Source organism: Bacteroides xylanisolvens, from assembly GCF_018289135.1.
In the GTDB taxonomy this organism is placed as follows: Bacteria; Bacteroidota; Bacteroidia; order Bacteroidales; family Bacteroidaceae; genus Bacteroides; species Bacteroides xylanisolvens.
This window is the reverse complement of sequence record NZ_CP072216.1, coordinates 2,467,738-2,488,231: the sequence shown is the minus strand read 5'-3', so window position 1 is coordinate 2,488,231 and position 20,494 is coordinate 2,467,738. Positions and strand designations below refer to the sequence as shown.

15 protein-coding genes are annotated in these 20,494 nt (G+C 43.5%); all 15 read left to right on the top strand.

Annotated elements, in window-relative coordinates:
* The first annotated feature begins 80 nt into the window (after positions 1 to 80).
* The 15 genes from INE92_RS10680 (at position 81) to INE92_RS10610 (ending at position 20,464) form a co-directional block, all read left to right on the top strand.
* On the top strand, positions 81 to 986 hold the full coding sequence (locus INE92_RS10680; RefSeq protein WP_004311330.1) for a glucosaminidase domain-containing protein: 906 nt from the start codon (positions 81 to 83) through the stop codon (positions 984 to 986).
* A gap of 81 nt (positions 987 to 1,067) precedes the next feature.
* Positions 1,068 to 2,465: an NAD(P)/FAD-dependent oxidoreductase gene (locus tag INE92_RS10675; RefSeq protein WP_120070546.1), complete on the top strand. Its 1,398-nt coding sequence runs from the start codon at positions 1,068 to 1,070 to the stop codon at positions 2,463 to 2,465.
* A gap of 233 nt (positions 2,466 to 2,698) precedes the next feature.
* The gene (locus INE92_RS10670) at positions 2,699 to 3,946 is read left to right on the top strand and encodes an efflux RND transporter periplasmic adaptor subunit (RefSeq protein ID WP_195436041.1); all 1,248 of its coding nucleotides are present in this window, start codon (positions 2,699 to 2,701) and stop codon (positions 3,944 to 3,946) included.
* Positions 3,947 to 3,963: 17 nt separating this feature from the next.
* Complete coding sequence (locus tag INE92_RS10665) at positions 3,964 to 4,629, top strand: ABC transporter ATP-binding protein (RefSeq protein WP_008644652.1); 666 nt, start codon at positions 3,964 to 3,966, stop codon at positions 4,627 to 4,629.
* Positions 4,630 to 4,696: 67 nt separating this feature from the next.
* Complete coding sequence (locus INE92_RS10660) at positions 4,697 to 5,323, top strand: GIN domain-containing protein (protein WP_195436040.1); 627 nt, start codon at positions 4,697 to 4,699, stop codon at positions 5,321 to 5,323.
* 96 nt (positions 5,324 to 5,419) lie between these two features.
* Positions 5,420 to 6,709, top strand: a complete 1,290-nt coding sequence (locus INE92_RS10655) for an ABC transporter permease (RefSeq protein ID WP_195436039.1) — start codon at positions 5,420 to 5,422, stop codon at positions 6,707 to 6,709.
* 29 nt (positions 6,710 to 6,738) lie between these two features.
* Complete coding sequence (locus INE92_RS10650; RefSeq protein ID WP_195436037.1) at positions 6,739 to 7,992, top strand: ABC transporter permease; 1,254 nt, start codon at positions 6,739 to 6,741, stop codon at positions 7,990 to 7,992.
* Positions 7,993 to 8,076: 84 nt separating this feature from the next.
* Positions 8,077 to 10,686 carry a sensor histidine kinase gene (locus tag INE92_RS10645; protein WP_212702021.1) on the top strand — a complete coding sequence of 870 codons (2,610 nt, stop codon included), beginning with the start codon at positions 8,077 to 8,079 and terminating at the stop codon, positions 10,684 to 10,686.
* A gap of 129 nt (positions 10,687 to 10,815) precedes the next feature.
* Positions 10,816 to 12,294, top strand: a complete 1,479-nt coding sequence (locus tag INE92_RS10640) for a TolC family protein (RefSeq protein WP_015532970.1) — start codon at positions 10,816 to 10,818, stop codon at positions 12,292 to 12,294.
* 301 nt (positions 12,295 to 12,595) lie between these two features.
* Positions 12,596 to 13,945 (top strand): sigma-54-dependent transcriptional regulator, encoded by a 1,350-nt coding sequence (locus tag INE92_RS10635; protein WP_004314283.1) that lies wholly within the window; start codon positions 12,596 to 12,598, stop codon positions 13,943 to 13,945.
* A 54-nt stretch (positions 13,946 to 13,999) separates the two neighbouring features.
* The gene (locus tag INE92_RS10630; RefSeq protein ID WP_195436033.1) at positions 14,000 to 15,292 is read left to right on the top strand and encodes a sensor histidine kinase; all 1,293 of its coding nucleotides are present in this window, start codon (positions 14,000 to 14,002) and stop codon (positions 15,290 to 15,292) included.
* Positions 15,293 to 15,389: 97 nt separating this feature from the next.
* Positions 15,390 to 17,942, top strand: coding sequence for a DUF5686 and carboxypeptidase-like regulatory domain-containing protein (locus INE92_RS10625; RefSeq protein WP_149944877.1), 2,553 nt, complete (start codon positions 15,390 to 15,392; stop codon positions 17,940 to 17,942).
* Between the two features lie 108 nt (positions 17,943 to 18,050).
* Positions 18,051 to 19,340: an inositol-3-phosphate synthase gene (locus INE92_RS10620; RefSeq protein ID WP_004314280.1), complete on the top strand. Its 1,290-nt coding sequence runs from the start codon at positions 18,051 to 18,053 to the stop codon at positions 19,338 to 19,340.
* A 162-nt stretch (positions 19,341 to 19,502) separates the two neighbouring features.
* Positions 19,503 to 19,982 (top strand): phosphatidylglycerophosphatase A family protein, encoded by a 480-nt coding sequence (locus INE92_RS10615; protein ID WP_004311319.1) that lies wholly within the window; start codon positions 19,503 to 19,505, stop codon positions 19,980 to 19,982.
* 14 nt (positions 19,983 to 19,996) lie between these two features.
* Positions 19,997 to 20,464 carry a GtrA family protein gene (locus INE92_RS10610; RefSeq protein WP_081104589.1) on the top strand — a complete coding sequence of 156 codons (468 nt, stop codon included), beginning with the start codon at positions 19,997 to 19,999 and terminating at the stop codon, positions 20,462 to 20,464.
* Positions 20,465 to 20,494 lie beyond the last annotated feature (30 nt).

Below are 20,494 nucleotides of genomic sequence, written 5' to 3'. Positions count from 1 at the left end.
TGTTACAAAGTTAGGAAAGAGATTGATAATCCCAATTATTTTTCAGATTTTTGTGCCATCTAATTCACATCTGAATAAAAATGGAGAATAAACTGCATAGACTTATCTTTTTAACCGTTGTTTTTTTCTTTGCCGTAGGAGTGCAGGCACAGAAACGGAATGCCCGTTACGTCGAGTATATAAATAAGTATAGTGATTTGGCTGTTGAACAGATGAAGCTTCATAAGATTCCGGCGAGTATTACATTGGCACAAGGATTGCTGGAAAGCGGTGCCGGATACAGCCAGTTGGCACGAAAGAGTAATAACCACTTTGGTATTAAGTGTGGTGGCAGTTGGCGGGGACGTACGGTTCGTCATGATGATGATGCCCGTAACGAATGTTTCCGTGCTTATAAGCATCCGCGTGACTCTTACGAAGATCATTCCGACTTCCTTAGAAGAGGTGCCCGTTACGCTTTTCTTTTTAAACTGGACATCACCGATTATAAAGGCTGGGCGCGTGGACTGAAAAAAGCAGGCTATGCTACCGATCCTTCTTATGCTAATCGTCTGATTACAATTATCGAAGATTATGACTTGTATAAATACGACCGTAAGGGGGTATATTCGGAACGGAAACTGAAAAAGAATCCTTGGTTGATGAGCCCGCATCAGGTGTATATCGCTAATGATATTGCTTATGTGGTAGCCCGCAACGGTGATACCTTTAAAGATTTAGGCAAGGAATTCGATATTAGTTGGAGGAAACTTGTGAAGTACAACGACTTGCAGCGTGATTATACCTTGATGGAAGGAGATATCATCTACCTGAAGAGCAAGAAGAAAAAGGCTTCCAAACCTTATACTGTATATGTTGTGAAAGATGGAGATTCCATGCATGGCATCTCTCAAAAATATGGTATCCGCCTCAAAAATCTGTATAAGATGAATCGTAAGGATGGTGAGTATGTTCCGGAAATCGGAGATAGATTGCGTCTGCGGTAGAGACTTCTCTCAAAAGTTTCGAATTTCGGAAACTTAATGACTCATTCATGTGTTATTATCTTGATAAAACATGATTAGAATATGAGTCTAAACATTGCAAAAAGTAATAAGAAACGTGTCGTCATAGTAGGCGGTGGTTTCGGTGGCTTGAAACTGGCTAACAAGCTGAAAAAGTCAGGCTTTCAAGTCGTATTGATAGATAAAAACAACTATCATCAGTTTCCTCCTTTGATTTATCAGGTGGCTTCGGCCGGTATGGAGCCAACTTCCATATCCTTCCCCTTCCGTAAAATATTCCAGCATCGGAAAGATTTCTATTTCCGTATGGCGGAAGTACGTGCCATTTTCCCGGAAAAGAATATGATACAGACTTCCATCGGAAAAGCAGAATATGACTATCTGGTGTTAGCAGCAGGTACTACAACCAACTATTTCGGTAATAAACATATCGAAGAGGAAGCCATGCCGATGAAAAATGTGTCAGAAGCGATGGGATTGCGAAACGCTCTTCTGGCTAATCTGGAACGAGCGCTGACCTGTTCAACAAAGCAGGAACAACAAGAGCTATTGAATATTGTAATTGTAGGAGGTGGAGCTACCGGGATAGAAGTAGCCGGAATACTTTCCGAGATGAAGAAATTCGTCTTGCCGAATGATTATCCTGATATGCCCAGCAGTCTGATGCATATCTATTTGATTGAAGCCGGGCCGCGATTGCTTGCCGGAATGTCAGAAGAATCTTCTGCACATGCTGAACAGTTTCTCCGTGAAATGGGAGTAAATATCCTGTTGAATAAACGTGTTGTGGATTATCGTGACCATAAAGTAGTACTCGAAGATGGTACAGAGATTGCCACGCGTACTTTTATCTGGGTGAGTGGTGTCACCGGTGTGACTATCGGCAATCTGGATGCCTCTCTGATTGGGCGTGGAGGACGTATTAAAGTCGATTCATTCAACCGTGTAGAAGGGATGAATAATGTGTTTGCTATTGGCGACCAATGTATTCAGTTGGCTGATGAAAATTACCCGAACGGGCATCCTCAACTGGCACAAGTGGCGATCCAGCAAGGAGAACTATTGGCAAAGAATCTGATTCGTATGGAGAAAGGACAGGAAATGAAACCTTTCCATTACCGCAATTTAGGTTCGATGGCGACTGTCGGGCGCAATCGTGCCGTGGCAGAGTTTAGTAAAGTAAAGATGCAGGGATGGTTTGCCTGGGTGATGTGGCTCGTTGTTCATCTACGTTCTATCCTTGGAGTGCGTAATAAAGTGATTGTGCTCTTAAATTGGATCTGGAATTATTTCACTTACGATCAATCCATGCGTATGATTGTCTATGCCCGTAAAGCAAAAGAAATTCGTGATCGTGAAAAACTGGAGGAGACTAATCATTGGGGAAAAGAACTGATACAGGAACCGAAGCAACACTCTCCGCAGGAGATTCAGCAAGCTTCCGAACTAGAGAAAAAATAGTCAATGAGAAGTCATTATACCGTAGTTGACAATCCGTCATTATCCAGGTGTACTGGCCTTCCGCCGACAGGTGGATAGATTCATATTCTGAACAGTAAATTCGTACAGGGTGTCCGATATCGGACACCCTTTGTTTTTTGTTACATTCTATTTATCAATTACTTACGTTTTTGGCATAGATTTGGTATATGAAATGCTAAATTGATACATGATAAAATCGTAAACGATCAGATATGGACAGAGAAATTCCTAAAGAAATACGTCAGAAAGAACGTAATAAGAAGATCATTCGTTATTCATCCATCGGGGTGGCAAGTATTGTTGTCATTGGTGTACTTATATCTGTACTAAGGGCAGGAGTGGAGGCAAAAGATCTTGTCTTTTCCACAGTCGATACAGGAGTTATTGAGGTAAGTGTCAGTGCTTCCGGCAAGGTGGTTCCTGCATTTGAAGAAATAATCAATTCTCCAATCAACAGTCGTATTCTTGAAGTTTATAAAAAAGGAGGAGATAGCGTAGATGTAGGTACTCCGATTCTGAAACTCGATCTTCAGAGTACGGAAACCGAATATAAAAAGTTGCTGGACGAAGAGCAGATGCGTCGGTATAAGCTCGATCAGCTTCGTGTCAATAATCAGACGAAGCTTTCCGATATGGCGATGCAGATCAAAGTTTCGGCTATGAAATTAAGCCGGATGAAGGTGGAGTTGAGAAATGAACACTATTTGGACAGTCTCGGTGCGGGAACAACGGATAAAGTGCGCCAGGCTGAATTGAGCTATAATGTAGCCCAGTTAGAATACGAACAACTCCAACAGCAATATAAAAATGAGAAGGAAGTAGCTGCCGCCGAACTGAAGGTGCAGGAACTCGATTTTAATATCTTCCGTAAGAGCCTCTCCGAAAAGAAACGTACTTTGGATGATGCGCAAATCCGTTCTCCGCGCAGAGCTATTCTTACCTATATTAATAACCAGATTGGTGCGCAGATTTCCGAAGGCGAACAAGTCGCTATCATTTCCGATTTAAGTCATTTTAAGGTAGAAGGTGAGATTGCTGATACGTATGGCGACCGTGTGGCAGCTGGAGGAAAAGCAATTGTTAAGATAGGAAGCGATAAACTGGAAGGAACGGTCAGCAGTGTAACACCGTTATCCAAGAATGGCGTCATATCATTCACGGTTCAGTTGAAGGAAGATAATCATCGTCGTCTGCGCTCCGGATTGAAGACGGATGTTTATGTGATGAATGCTGTAAAGGAAGATGTGATGCGTGTTGCCAATGGCTCTTTCTATGTGGGGCGTGGTGAATACGAATTGTTTGTCTGCAACTCTGACAATGAACTGGTCAAACGTAAGATACAGTTGGGTGATTCAAACTTTGAATATGTAGAAGTTTTGAGTGGATTGCAACCGGGTGACAGGGTAGTGGTAAGTGATATGAGTGCATATAAGAACAAGAATAAGCTGAAGATTAAATAAATTAAACACTAGAAGTTATGATAACATTGAACTCTCTTTCCAAAATTTACCGTACTGATGAGATTGAAACGGTAGCGTTGGAAAATGTGAATCTGACGGTAGAACGTGGAGAATTCCTAAGTATAATGGGACCTTCCGGGTGCGGAAAATCTACATTGTTGAATATAATGGGATTACTTGACGCACCTACCATGGGAATAGTGGAAATCAATGGAATACGTACCGAAGGAATGAAAGACAAAGAATTGGCCGTTTTTCGTAATAAAACGCTTGGTTTTGTGTTTCAGTCTTTCCATTTGATTAATTCGTTAAATGTGACGGATAATGTGGAGTTGCCTTTACTTTATCGCCGTGTTGGCAGTAGTGAGCGAAAGCGGTTGGCGCAAGAGGTATTGGAAAAAGTAGGGTTAAGCCATCGTATGAGACATTTTCCTACACAACTTTCCGGTGGTCAGTGCCAACGTGTAGCTATTGCCCGTGCTATTATCGGTAATCCTGAAATAATCCTTGCCGATGAGCCGACAGGTAACTTGGATTCAAGGATGGGAGCCGAAGTAATGGAACTGCTTCACCGACTGAATAAAGAAGACGGACGAACCATTGTTATGGTCACCCATAATGAAGAACAGGCAAAGCAGACTTCGCGTACCATTCGTTTCTTTGACGGACGACAGGTGCAGTAGAACCTGCGTTTTATACATAAAACTAAATAGAAAAACAGATTAATATTTCTCTAAATTAAAAACCACCATGACAAAGAATATTTTTATCGTTGCGATAGCTGTCCTGTTAAGTGTTGCTTTTTGTTCGCTATCGGCACAAAATGTGAGTAAAGATTATAATGTAGGCGACTTTTCTGCCATCAATCTGCAATCTGTCGGAAATATTATTTTCGCTCAATCGGCAGAATGTACCTGCCGTTTGGAAGGGCCTTCTGAATTTGTAGAGAAAACCCGGGTAACGGTGAAGAACGGTACACTGGTTATCGATTATAAAGAGAAGAATGCAAAGAATGTCAAGAATCTGACTTTTTACATCACTGCTCCCGATTTGAGTAAAGTGAAAATCGACGGGGTAGGGAACTTTGATGCAAAGGAAAAATTGAATCTTAAAAATATAGCTTTCGAACTTGACGGAGTGGGAAATTGCAACGTGAAAAATCTTCATTGCGATGAACTGAAACTCGATGTCGACGGAGTAGGCAATATGAAAATGAATGTTGACTGTGGCCTTATCAAGGCTAAAGTGGATGGAGTAGGTAATATCACTTTATCGGGTAAGGCTGATACTGCTTTCTTTAAAAAGGATGGTGTTGGTAAAATCAATCACAAAAACCTGAAATGTAAGGATATAACAAAGAAGGGATGGAATTTCTAATATGGAACGTTCTTTGACGAACTTCTGTGGAACCTAATCGAAGAAGAATAAAAAAGACGGGTAAGAAATATACTGAACTCTATACTGGTAACGATCATGATAAAACTCTATTTTAAACAAGCATTCCATCTGTTGGGAGAAAATAAACTGCTTTCTTCTATTTCTATTATTGGTACAGCTTTGGCTATTGCTATGATAATGGTAATTGTGATTACTTTACGTGCGACTATTGCTCCCTTTGCACCGGAAACCCATCGTGACCGGATGCTTATTTTCCGGTTTGCCGGACTTCAAAGTAAGTCCAACGTGAATTGGCAAAGCAATGGCCCTATCGGATACAATACGGCAAAGGCTTGTTTCAAAGCAATGACAATTCCCGAAGCAGTTTCCATAACCAATATCTGGCAGGAAACAATGCTGGCTGCTAAACCGGCAGGTGAGATGGAAAGTTGTAGTGTGTTGCAAACAGACGAGGCTTTCTGGAAAATATTTGAATTTGAGTTTCTATCCGGTAAACCGTATGATAATGCCGATTTTGATGCCGGAGCAGCAAAAGCTGTGATTTCCGAAGATATGGCTCGCCGCTTGTTCGGAACGTCAGAAGTGGTTGGAAAAACATTCCTTCTGAATCATTCGGCTTATATTGTTTGCGGAGTGGTACGTCCGGTCTCTAAACTGGCGAAATACGCCTATGCGCAAGTTTGGATTCCTTTGAGTTCAACAAGTGCCTTCACAGCCACTTGGGGCGATGACAATATCATGGGTATGACTGCCGTCTATATACTGGCTAAATCGAAAGACGATTTTCCGGCTATTCGTCAGGAGGCAGACCGCTTGCGGGCTATCTTTATGGCAGGGCATCCCAATTTCGATTTACTCTATCGCGGACAGCCTGATACTTATTTCGTAGCCGCGCAACGCTATTCCGCCAACAATCCTCCTGCTGTGAAAGAAGCAGTACGGCAATACATACTGACATTACTTGTCTTATTGATTGTTCCTGCCGTCAACTTGTCCGGACTTACTTTGTCACGCATGCGTAAGCGTATCTCCGAAATAGGAGTGCGAAAAGCCTTTGGTGCCCCCAGACGGGAGCTTATGATGCAGGTACTATCCGAAAATATGCTTTATTCCCTGTTCGGAGGAATTCTCGGACTGGTATTAAGTTATGTCGCCGCTTTCCTTTTGGGAGGAATGCTTTTCTCCGTAGACTTTGTATCCAATGGTGTGGAGGATTTGCGGACCATGTGTGTCGACTTACTGTTCGATCCTACCGTATTCCTGCTGGCATTTCTGGCTTGCTTCCTACTCAATTTATTAAGTGCCGCCATTCCGGCATGGAGAGTAACTCGCACCAATATTGTGGATGCCATCAACGAAAGATAATTCTTCAACTCATCTAAATTCTAAAGAAAATGCAACTATTAAAACAAATATGGAACGAGCGCCGGTCAAACGGGTGGTTGTGGTCAGAACTATTAATTGTTTTTGTGGTCCTGTGGTATGTGGTCGACTGGACGTATGTGACAGCGCGTACTTATTACGAACCGGTAGGATTTGATATTACCGATACGTATTATTTGGAGCTAAGCCTGAAAAACGACAAGAGTAATTCCTATCTTTCGAAAGAGCAAAAGAGTACATCTTTAGGACAAGATATTATCGAGTTGACTAATCGTCTCCGGAGATTGCCGGAAGTGGAGGCCGTTTCAATATCCAATAATGCGCGTCCCTATATCGGGAGTAACTCCGGTAGTATGTTACGTATCGATACATTAGTTAGTAATCCGCTACGGCGTTCGGTAACCCCTGACTTTTTTCAGGTCTTTCGTTATCAAAGTGCTGATGGGAGTGGTTATCAGCCGTTGGTGCAAGCTTTAAGGAATGGCAATGTCGTTGTTGGTGAAAATTTCTTGCCCAAAGATTATAAAGGCGATCGTACGCTGTTGGGTAAAGAAATGGTCGATGTGGATGATTCTACGAAAGTGTACAAGATAGGGGGAGTTTCGAAGAAGGTGCGTTACAATGACTTTTGGCCTAACTACAGTGATCGGTATGTAGCCATTGAACTTCCTGAAAAGATAATGGTCGAACTTGACGATGAACTTTATCCTTCAAGTGTAGAAGTTTGTCTGCGTGTGAAGCCGGGGACTTCTAAAGACTTTGCGGAACATTTGATGAAATTGTCTGTCAACCAGTTGAGTGTCGGCAACTTATTCATCTTGAAAGTGCATGATTATGAAGATATACGGAATGATTTCCAGCAAGAGAGCTATAATCAGGTACAGGTACGTTTCTGGATGATGGGATTCTTATTGCTTAATATCCTGTTGGGCATTGTCGGCACCTTCTGGTTCCGTACGCAGCACCGTCGTGCCGAGTCTGCGCTTCGTATAGCAGTCGGGTCCAGCCGGATGCAGCTTTGGCAACGTTTAAATAAAGAAGGATTGCTATTGTTGACTCTGGCTGCTTTGCCTGCCGCCGTCATCTGTTATAATATCGGCCATCTGGAGTTGACTGAAGGGTATATGGAGTGGGGAGTAGTGCGTTTTCTTATTACATTTGTCATAACCTATTTCCTGATGTCTTTAATGATTCTCGTTGGCATTTGGTTTCCTGCTCGTCAGGTAATTCGCATACACCCTGCCGAGGCGTTGCGCGAAGAATAAAAAACTTGGGCTATCTGTTTGTTTTCAATATAATTAACGTATCTTTGTCGGCATAATATTGAAAACACCGCAGGCTTTAATTATATGAATCGACGCTACTATTGTTTGCTTATCGTTCTGTTTTTTGCTGTTCTTATTCAGGCGGCAGCAGCGGAACGTACATACAATATCCTGTTTATACAGTCATACACCTCACAGACTCCTTGGCATAGCGACCTTAATCAGGGGTTGGTCAAAGGATTTAAAGAAAGTGGCCTGAAGGTGAATATAACAACGGAGTATCTTGATGCCGATTTTTGGGCATTCAACTCCGAGAAAGTAATTATGCGTCGTTTTTGTCAGCGTGCTCGTGACAGGCAGACCGATTTGATTATAACAGCAAGTGATGAAGCTTTCTATACTCTTTTTGCCTGTGGAGATTCGTTGCCTTTGCAGATACCGGTCGTGTTTTTCGGCATTAAGTATCCTGATATGGAGCTGATTGCTACTCATCCCAATGTTTGCGGGTTCACTGCCAATCCGGATTTTGATGTCATATTGCGTCAGGCGCAAAAGATATTTCCCCAGCGGAAAGAAGTGGTATGTGTGATAGATAACAGCTTTTTGAGTAACAAAGGCCTTGAAGATTTTGAAGAAGAGTGGAAAATCTTTCAAAAAGACAATCCGGATTATAGAATGAAAGTCTATAATACCCAAAATCATACAACGAGTCACATCATTGCTGCTATTTGTTACCCTCGTAACAGCTACGAACGTCTGGTGGTTGCTCCTAAATGGTCGCCTTTCCTTTCATTCGTTGGCAAAAACTCAAAAGCTCCCGTATTTTCGAGTCAGAATGTGGGGTTAACTAATGGCGTATTCTGTGCATACGATTCCGATAGTTATGCTTCAGCATTATCGGCAGCTCAAAGGGCTGCTTTAGTCTTAAAAGATACATCTCCCCAAGAAATAGGAGTGACAGAAATCACGCAGGGATTCATCTATGACTATAAACAGTTGGATTATTTTCATATTGACCCTGATAAAGTATCCTCTAGCGGAACCATCGTCAACGAACCGTATTGGGAAAAATATAAATACCTTTTTATACTGCTCTATCCGTCTATCCTGGCGTTGCTGATAGCTTCTATCGTGTGGTTGATGCGTGCCAACCGGCGTGAGTCCAAACGACGGATTCAGGCACAGACCCGTCTGCTCGTGCAGAATAAACTTGTGGAACAGCGTAATGAGTTTGATAATGTATTTCATTCCATCCGTGATGGTGTGATAACGTATGATACCGATTTGCACATTCATTTCACAAACCGCTCCTTATTACAAATGCTGCATTTGCCGTATGAGTCAGGGGGCCGTTTTTATGAAGGAATGATGGCAGGCAGCATCTTCAAGATATATTATAACGGTCAGGATATTCTTCATTCTATGCTGAAGCAGGTAGCTGCTAAAGGAGAAAGTGTGAAGATACCCCAGGGAGCTTTCATGAAAGAAGTGCATAGTGATAAATACTTCCCGGTGTCGGGGGAAATAGTCCCGATCCGTTCAAAGGATACGATTACCGATATGGCACTTTCCGCACGGAATATTTCGAATGAAGAAATGCAGAAGCGTTTCTTTGATATGGCAGTAGACGAAAGCTCCATCTATCCGTGGCAGTTTGATATGGAAACCAACTGTTTCATTTTCCCGCAAGGTTTCTTGAAACGTCTTGGATACGATGAATCGGTTACTACCATCTCCCGTGATGAAATGGATCGCACTATCCATCCTGATGATTTGAAGGAAATAAGTCCGTTATTTAATAGAGCATTGACAGGAGAAGATTCCAATACCCATCTGAATTTCCGTCAGCGGAATGTCAACGGAGAGTATGAATGGTGGGAATATCGTTCTTCCGTAATCACGGGATTGACACAAGATTCATTGTACAATATATTAGGTGTTTGCCAGAGTATCCAGCGATATAAGACTGCCGAGCAGGAGATGAGAGAGGCTCGTGATAAAGCCCTCCAGGCTGACAAACTGAAATCGGCGTTCCTTGCCAACATGAGTCACGAGATTCGGACTCCGTTGAATGCGATTGTAGGTTTCTCCGATTTGCTAAGCGATACGAGTGGTTTTACAAGCGAAGAGATTGCCCAGTTTATCGGAACCATTAATAAGAATTGCGGCCTGTTACTGGCTTTGATTAATGATATTCTTGATTTGTCACGTATCGAATCGGGAACCATGGAATTTATGTTCGCCGAGCATAACCTGCCGCTGTTATTAAAGACCGTCCATGATTCTCAACGCTTGAATATGCCACCGGGAGTAGAACTGGTGTTGCGTATGCCCGAAAGTGATAAGAAATATCTTACGACAGATAATGTACGCTTGCAGCAAGTCGTGAATAATCTGATAAATAACGCTGCTAAATTTACGAGCAGCGGTTTCATTACTTTTGGCTATGAAGATGATGAGGTTCCCGGCTACACCCGCATCTTTGTGGAGGATACCGGAGTCGGTATTTCTGAAGAAGGTATCCGTCATATATTCGAACGATTCTATAAAGTCGATAATTTCACCCAAGGAGCAGGTTTGGGATTAAGTATTTGTCAGACCATCATCGAACGTCTGAATGGTACCATCTCCGTCACCTCCGAAGTAGGTAAAGGCACTCGTTTCACTGTGCGCCTTCCTAACTACTGCGAATAATCGAACGTTCACTTTTGGGCATAGTGTCCGAAAATGGACACTTTTCTTATTTTCTAATCTGTTGATAATAAAAACTTTACTTTTTTGGCACATCGTTTGATTCTCTCATAGTGGAAAATACTGTGTATAATGAAAAAGAAAAGTATATTGTTTGCTCTTGCTGCCGTTTGCCTGCCGTTGGCATTGTCGGCACAGAAGGAAAGGGAAATAACCTTGAATGAAGCTATTGCTATGGCGCGTATTCAATCTGTTGACGCTGCTGTTGCCTTGAATGAATTGAAAACGGCCTATTGGGAATTTCGTACCTTTCGTGCCGATCTTCTGCCGGAAGTCAACCTGACCGGAACCCTGCCTAATTATAACAAATCGTATAGTTCTTATCAAAATTCGGACGGTTCTTACGGTTTCGTCCGTAATAACACATTGGGGCTTACCGGTGATCTTTCTATCGATCAAAATATCTGGCTTACCGGTGGTAAACTCTCGCTGACTTCCTCTCTCGACTATATCAAGCAATTGGGAACCGGAGGAGACCGGCATTTTATGTCGGTTCCTGTCACATTACAACTTACACAACCCATCTTTGGAGTCAATAATATAAAGTGGAACAGACGCATCGAACCGGTTCGTTATGCCGAAGCGAAAGCAGCTTTTATCACTGCTACCGAAGAAGTGACGATGCGTGCCATCACTTATTACTTTAATCTTTTGTTGGCAAAAGAAAATCTTGGCACGGCGAAACAGAACCAGACAAACGCCGACCACCTTTATGAAGTAGCCCTTGCCAAACGCAAAATGGGGCAGATTTCCGAGAATGAACTCTTGCAGTTGAAGCTCTCCGCTTTGAATGCGAAGGCTGCATTGACGGAAGCAGAGAGTGATCTCAATGCCAAGATGTTCCAGCTCCGTGCCTTTTTGGGAGTAGGAGAGGATGAAGTACTAAACCCGGTTCTTCCCGAAGCTGTGGATGGCCCGAGGATGGAGTACAATCAGGTGTTAAATAAAGCATTGGAACGTAATTCTTTTGCACAGAATATCCGTCGCCGCCAGTTGGAAGCCGATTATGAAGTAGCTACTGCACGCGGAAATTTGCGTAGTGTCGATTTGTTTGCAAGCGTAGGGTATACGGGTGAGAACCGGAATTTTCCGGCCGTTTACAGGAACTTGCAGGACAATCAGATTGTTCAGGTAGGCGTTAAGATTCCGATTCTCGATTGGGGAAAACGCCGTGGGAAAGTCCGGGTAGCCAAGAGTAATCGGGATGTAGTGCTTTCAAAAATTCGTCAGGAACAGATAAACTTCAACCAGGATATTTTTCTGTTGGTGGAGCATTTCAATAATCAGGCACAGCAATTGGACATAGCCAAAGAAGCCGATGCGATAGCCCAGCAACGATATAAAACAAGTATTGAAACTTTCCTGATAGGTAAAATCAATACCTTGGATTTGAATGATGCGCAGAACTCTAAAGATGATGCGAGACAGAAACATATTTCCGAACTTTATTATTATTGGTATTATTATTATCAGATTCGCAGTCTGACACTATGGGATTTTCGTACCAATACCGAACTTGAAGCTGATTTTGATGAAATCATCCGGCAATAGAAAGGGGAGGAAAAAGCTTTTGAATCTTATGGAGGAACTTGCCGGAGATTATGGGAAAAGTTTTTCAAGTCTGCAAACAGACTATTGCGTATTTATGCCTGATTCATTTGGTATTACGAACTATTTATAGTACCTTTGAAACTCGATTTTAACACTCGGGAAATGAAAAATACGTAAATAATACAGAAAAATTCATCCCCCATTATAAATAAAGAAAGAAATAAAAAAAGAAATACTTCTTCTTGGAAGATTGAAAAAACAGAAGAAGTTTTCTTGGTAGAGGAATCTTGCAATTTTAACTATGATTCTGATAATTGATGACGACAGCGCAGTGCGTTCTTCGCTTAGCTTCATGTTGAAGCGGGCAGGATATGAAGCACAGACCGTTCCCGGTCCGCGGGAAGCTATGGAAGTAGTACGTTCCGTAGCTCCGGATTTAATCCTGATGGATATGAACTTCACTCTTTCTACAACGGGTGAGGAGGGTTTGACCCTACTCAAACAAGTAAAAATATTCCGTCCCGAAACACCGGTGATATTGATGACTGCTTGGGGAAGTATCCAACTTGCCGTGCAAGGAATGCAGGCAGGAGCTTTTGATTTCATAACGAAGCCCTGGAATAATGCCGCCTTGTTGCAACGCATCGAAACGGCACTCCAACTTTCGGGCACTCCACAGGAACCAACGCAGGAACAGAGCGATTCTTTCGACCGCAGCCACATCATCGGGCGTAGCCAGGGATTGATGGATGTGTTGAATACGATTGCCCGCATAGCAAAGACCAATGCCTCTGTTCTCATTACAGGGGAAAGCGGAACAGGTAAGGAATTGATAGCCGAGGCCATTCATATTAATAGTCAGCGAGCCAAACACCCCTTTGTGAAAGTGAATCTTGGAGGTATCTCTCAAAGCCTGTTCGAAAGTGAAATGTTCGGGCACAAGAAAGGAGCTTTTACCGATGCTTCCGCAGACCGTATCGGACGTTTCGAAATGGCAAACAAAGGGACGATTTTTCTGGATGAAATAGGTGATCTCGATCCTTCGTGCCAGGTGAAGTTACTGCGTGTATTGCAGGATCAGACATTTGAAGTGCTCGGCGACAGCCGTCCGCGTAAGACGGATATCCGGGTGGTATCAGCCACCAATGCCGATTTGCGCAAAATGGTAGGCGAACGTACTTTTCGTGAAGACCTCTTCTATCGTATCAATCTGATAACTGTGAAGCTGCCGGCCTTGCGCGAACGTCGCGAAGATATTCCCTTGCTGGCACGTCATTTTGCCGACCGTCAGGCGGTAACCAACGGATTGCCTCGTACGGAGTTCTCTGCCGATGCCCTGCAATTCTTGAGCCGTTTGCCCTATCCGGGGAATATTCGTGAATTGAAGAACTTGGTGGAACGTACCATTTTGGTAAGTGGTAAACCGCTGCTTGATGCTTCCGATTTTGATGCGCAGTATATTCGCCACGATGACGCAAGAGTGACCGAAGGCGCAGCTCTGGCTGGTATGACTTTGGATGAAATAGAACGCCAGACCATTCTCCAGGCGTTGGACCGTTACAAAGGAAATTTGAGTCAGGTAGCTACGGCATTGGGTATCAGTCGTGCAGCACTCTACCGCCGTCTCGAAAAATATAATATAACAATGTGATAGATTTAGGTACGTGCCTAATAATATTAAGATTAACCGTTAACCACAGATAACGTGCGTATAAAAGGATTCTTTTACATACTAGTCTTTCTGCTGCTGGCATTAGGTAGTGTATTGCTGTTCCTTTCCAGTCAACTGAATACAATCTTTTTCTACATAGGGGAGGGGCTGATACTTTTCATCCTCATTTATCTGACCTTTTTCTATCGTAAGATCGTGAAGCCGTTGAATACAATCGGAAGCGGCATGGAACTGTTGCGTGAGCAGGATTTCAGTAGCCGTCTTAGCCCTGTAGGTCAATATGAGGCCGATCGTGTGGTGAATATCTTCAACCGCATGATGGAACAGCTCAAGAATGAACGTCTCCGCCTGCGTGAACAGAATAATTTTCTTGATTTGCTGATTAAAGCTTCTCCGATGGGAGTGATTATAACTTCCCTTGATGAAGACCTTTCGGAATTGAATCCGATGGCTTTGAAAATGCTGGGTGTTCGTTTGGAAGACGCACAAGGCAAGAAGATGAAAGAGATTGATTCTCCGTTAGCGGTGGAATTGGCTAACCTCCCGAAAGGAGAGAAGGTAACCGTCCGTCTGAACGACTCGAATATCTACCGGTGTACTCATTCTTCTTTCATTGATCGTGGATTTCAGCATCCCTTCTACTTGGTAGAAACCCTCACCGACGAAGTGATGAAAGCGGAAAAGAAAGCATACGAGAAAGTGATTCGCATGATTGCCCACGAAGTGAACAACACGACTGCCGGCATTACTTCCACACTGGATACGGTAGAACAAGCCCTTTCCAGCGAAGAAGGAATGGAAGACATCTGCGACGTGATGCGTGTATGTACCGACCGTTGTTTCTCGATGAGTCGTTTCATCACCCGTTTTGCCGATGTGGTGAAAATCCCCGAACCGACACTTTCTTCTGTTAATCTGAATGATTTGGTTTTCACCTGCAAGCGGTTTATGGAAGGAATGTGTAATGACCGTCGCATTACACTCCGCATGGAAATAGACGAAAGTGTGAAAGATGTGATGCTGGATGCCGCTTTGTTTGAGCAAGTACTCGTAAATATCATCAAAAATGCAGCGGAAAGCATTGAAGCCGATGGGGAAATAATAGTCCGCACCCTCGCTCCGGCTACTGTTGAAGTGATAGATAACGGTCAGGGAATCAGCAAAGAAACAGAAGCTAAACTGTTCAGTCCTTTCTTCTCTACCAAACCGAACGGTCAGGGAATCGGACTCATCTTTATTCGCGAAGTACTGATGCGTCATGGGTGCACATTCTCTTTGCGAACCTATGCCGACGGACTGACCCGATTCCGTATTACTTTCCCCTAATTGTGTCAAATAAGAACATTTCTTCCGTCAAATAGACCTTTTTTTGTCTTGAAATCACTCCTACCTTTGCCCCGCTCAATTCAATAGGATTTAAGGTATGAGATTAATGAAAAAAGGCACATTGACGCTCTTTCTTTTATTGGCTATCAGTATTCCGCTCAGTGCGCAGTATGTGGTACAAGGGGTGGTGACTGATTCTCTGACCAAAGAACCTTTGCCTTATGCATCTGTACGCTTAAAAGACACGACCGAAGGAACTACTACCGGAAGCGACGGACGCTTTTACTTCAAAACCCACCGCTCCGAAGCAGTGCTTGTAATCTCTGTAATCGGATATAATGACTATGTCCGCACCATTCGCCCTGCCCGTAATGCATCCTATAAAGTAGCACTTGCGCCTACCGAATACGCGCTTGGTGAAGTGGTAGTCAAACCCAAACGTGAGCACTACCGGAAGAAAGATAATCCCGCCGTAGAATTTGTCCGCCGCATGATTGAAAGCCGTGACAACTACTCTCCCTACGAGAAAGACTTCTGGCAACGCGAACGTTATGAAAAGACCACCTTTGCGTTGAATAACTTCGATGAAGAGAAACAGAAAAAATGGCTATATCGTAAATTTGATTTCCTGACAGAATATGTAGATACTTCTGCCGTTACCGGTAAACCGATTCTGACGGTATCAGCCCGTGAACTGCTTGCCACAGACTATTACCGGAAATCTCCCCGTTCCGAGAAGCAATGGGTGAAAGGACGCAAACAGGCCGGTGTCGATGAGTTTCTCTCTAAACAAGGGATGCAGGCAGCCATCAATGAAGTCTTCAAAGACGTCGATATCTACGAAAACAACATTTCCCTGTTTACGAATAAGTTTGTCAGTCCCTTGTCCCGTATCGGCACAGGCTTTTATAAATATTACCTGATGGACACGTTGCAGATTGCCGGAGAGCTTTGTGCAGACCTCGCTTTCACGCCTTTTAATTCCGAGTCTTTCGGTTTCAACGGACACCTGTATGTGACGCTCGACTCTACCTACTTTGTTAAACGTGCCGTATTCAACTTTCCCAAAAAGATAAACCTGAACTTTGTAGACTACATGTTGCTCGAACAGGAATTTAAGCGCGCTGAAGACGGCACACGCCTGCTCGATCATGAAAGTATCACTGTTGAGTTTAAACTGACCGAAGGACAGGACGGTATTTTTGCCCGCCGGGTAGCGGATTACAGCAACTACACCTTTACGCCGACTGCTGAAGCCGACAAAGCCTTCACCAAACCCGAACGTATTATTGAAGAGACGGAAGCCCTGTCGCGTCCCGAATCATTCTGGGCGGAGAATCGTCCGCAAGCCGCCATCTCCCAGCAGGAAAACTCGGTAGACCGCCTGATGACACAATTACGCAGTTATCCGGTGTATTACTGGACGGAGAAAGTGCTTTCCATTCTCTTTACGGGATATATTCCCACCTCCAAAGAAGCACCACTTTTCTATATCGGCCCGATGAATGCCACTATCAGCGGTAACACATTGGAAGGCCCCCGTATCCGTGCCGGAGGTATGACTACCGCCTGGCTCAATCCGCACCTGTTTGGCAAAGGATATGTGGCTTACGGGTTTAAAGATGAAAGAGTGAAAGGATTGGCGGAACTGGAATATTCTTTCAAGAAGAAGAAAGAATACGCCAATGAATTTCCTATCCATTCATTGAAATTGCGTTACGAATCAGATGTGAACCAGTATGGACAAAATTACCTGTATACAAGCAAAGACAATGTGTTCCTGGCCTTGAAACGTGAGAAGGACGACCGTATCGGCTATTTCCGGCAGGCGGAGATGACCTATACCAATGAGTTTTATTCCGGCTTTTCTTTCCAGTTGACAGCGCGTACACGGAAAGATGAGTCCTCCTACCTGATTCCTTTTTTAAAGAAAGAAGGAGATACCTACACCCCGGTAAAAGATTTCTCTGTCAGTGCGGCAGAGTTGAAACTGCGTTATGCTCCGAACGAGAAATTCTTCCAGACCCAATGGAACCGTTTTCCCGTATCGTTGGATGCACCGGTGTTTACCTTGTCTCATACCATTGCCGGAAAAGGAGTGTTGGGCAGCGATTACACTTACAATCATACCGAAGCCGGTATTCAGAAACGTTTCTGGTTTTCCGCGTTCGGCTATACGGACGTTATACTAAAAGCAGGTAAAGTGTGGGATAAAGTACCTTTTCCGTTGCTTATCATGCCTAATGCCAACCTTTCTTATACCATCCAACCGGAATCTTACTCGTTGATGAATGCGATGGAGTTTATGAACGATGAATATTTCTCGTGGGATGTTACTTATTTCCTCAACGGATGGCTGTTCAACCGGGTACCGTTGTTGAAAAAACTAAAATGGAGGGAAATAGTTTCCTGTCGTGGATTATATGGACATTTGAGCGATAAAAACAACCCGGCTTTGAGTGACGGTTTGTTCGCTTTTCCGATAGAAAACACACAAACAATGGGAAAAACACCTTATGTGGAGGCGGGTGTCGGTATTGAAAACATTTTCAAGGTGTTACGTTTGGACTATATCTGGAGGATCACTTATCGTGATTCGCCCGGGATTGACAGATCAGGCTTGAGAATAAGTCTCCACATGACCTTTTAAAAGTTAAATCCTGCTAATTGCAATGTTTATATGACAAATAAAGACTGTATTAGTAATTAATTAATCTTATTTTTGCATCAATTTTAGTTTAATTTTAATAGAATAGAAATGAAACAAGAAATTAAACCCGCTACCGGGCGTCTTGGCGTCTTGGTAGTCGGAGTGGGTGGTGCGGTAGCTACCACGATGATTGTAGGTACACTAGCCTCTCGCAAGGGACTGGCAAAACCGATAGGATCTATTACACAGTTAGCCACAATGCGCATGGAGAACAACGAAGAAAAACTCATCAAGGACGTTGTGCCCTTGACGAATTTGGAAGACATTGTTTTCGGAGGATGGGATATTTTCCCGGACAACGCATACGAAGCTGCTATGTACGCCGAGGTTTTGAAAGAAAAAGACCTGAATGGAGTAAAAGAAGAGTTGGAAGCTATCAAACCGATGCCGGCTGCTTTCGATCACAACTGGGCAAAACGTCTGAACGGTACACACGTGAAGAAGGCTGCTACCCGTTGGGAAATGGTAGAACAACTTCGTCAGGATATCCGCGACTTCAAAGCTGCTAACAACTGCGAACGCGTAGTGGTGCTTTGGGCTGCAAGTACTGAAATTTACATTCCGCTGTCTGACGAACACATGTCACTCGCTGCTTTAGAGAAAGCAATGAAGGAAAACAATACAGACGTGATTTCTCCGAGTATGTGTTACGCGTATGCTGCTATTGCAGAAGGTGCTCCGTTCGTAATGGGGGCTCCTAACTTGTGTGTGGATACTCCTGCTATGTGGGAATTCTCTAAACAAAAGAATGTACCTATCTCCGGTAAAGACTTCAAGAGTGGTCAGACACTGATGAAAACCGTATTGGCTCCGATGTTCAAAACCCGTATGCTGGGTGTGAACGGTTGGTTCTCTACCAATATCCTCGGTAACCGCGACGGTGAAGTGCTCGATGATCCGGACAACTTCAAGACAAAAGAAGTCAGCAAGCTGTCTGTAATCGATACTATCTTCGAACCTGAAAAATATCCGGATCTCTACGGAGATGTTTATCATAAAGTACGTATCAACTATTATCCTCCCCGCAAAGACAACAAAGAAGCATGGGACAACATCGACATCTTCGGATGGATGGGCTACCCGATGGAAATCAAGGTGAACTTCCTTTGCCGCGACTCTATCCTTGCAGCTCCTATCGCTCTTGACCTTGTGTTGTTCAGCGACTTGGCAATGCGTGCGGGCATGTGTGGCATCCAGACTTGGTTGTCATTCTTCTGCAAGAGCCCGATGCACGATTTCGAACATCAGCCCGAACACGACTTGTTTACACAATGGAGAATGGTAAAACAGACATTGCGTAACATGATTGGTGAAAAAGAACCTGATTACTTAGCTTAATCAGTAACCCCAAATAATAAGTTGAGATTGAGATTTACCATCCTATAAAGACTGGTGGATACTCAACCTCAACTTTTACTTTTTTATTGTACAAATTCCCCATTCGTTTGGGGGACTCGTGACACAACCGACTCGTAGTTTGTAATTAGTAATTAGTAATAAATGAAGCGTCCTCCCTTTCTACCTGTTTTTATAGGCACGGGCTTTGGCTCCGGTTTTTCTCCTTTTGCTCCCGGCACGGCTGGGGCGTTACTGGCTTCTATCATTTGGATTGCACTTTATTTTCTCTTTCCTTTCTCTTGGGTATTATGGCTGACTGCCGCTTTGGTGATTGTATTTACATTCGCCGGCATTTGGGCTGCCGATAAGCTGGAGACTTATTGGGGAGAAGATCCTTCGCGTGTGGTAGTGGATGAGATGGTGGGAGTGTGGATACCGTTGTTGGCTGTTCCCAATGATGACAAATGGTTTTGGTACGTGATTGCGGCTTTTGCCTTGTTCCGCATCTTTGATATAGCCAAACCGTTGGGCATACGTCGTATGGAAAGCCTGAAAGGTGGGGTAGGGGTCATGATGGACGATGTTTTGGCGGGAGTGTATAGTTTTATATTGTTAGTGGGAGCGAGATGGGTGATTGGCTGAAAAAAGTTGCACGGATGATTTCCCAGAAAGGCGGCATCTTCATGTTTTTGAGGGCGCAGCTTTCTGCTCAAATGGCAACTATTGCAGACTTTCTCGTTACGATTCTTCTGGTCAGGCTGTTTGATGTCTACTATGTATATGCCACCCTGGCGGGAGCTATCTATGGAGGAATCGTTAATTGCGTTATCAACTATAAATGGACTTTTAAATCGAAAGGAAAGAAAACACACGTTGCTGTAAAATTTATCCTTGTATGGGTTTGCAGTGTTTGGCTCAATACGTGGGGAACGTATGCACTGACGGAATCATTAGCGAAGATTCCCTGGGTACGCAACACACTTAGCCTGTATTTCGGAGATTTTTTCATTATTCCTAAAGTGGTAGTGGCAGTCATCGTGGCACTGTTCTGGAACTATAATATGCAACGCTTTTTTGTTTACCGGAATATAGATATAAGAAGTTTGTTCGGAAAAAGAAACTGAAAAACGGATTGAAAAGACTGATGAGAAAAC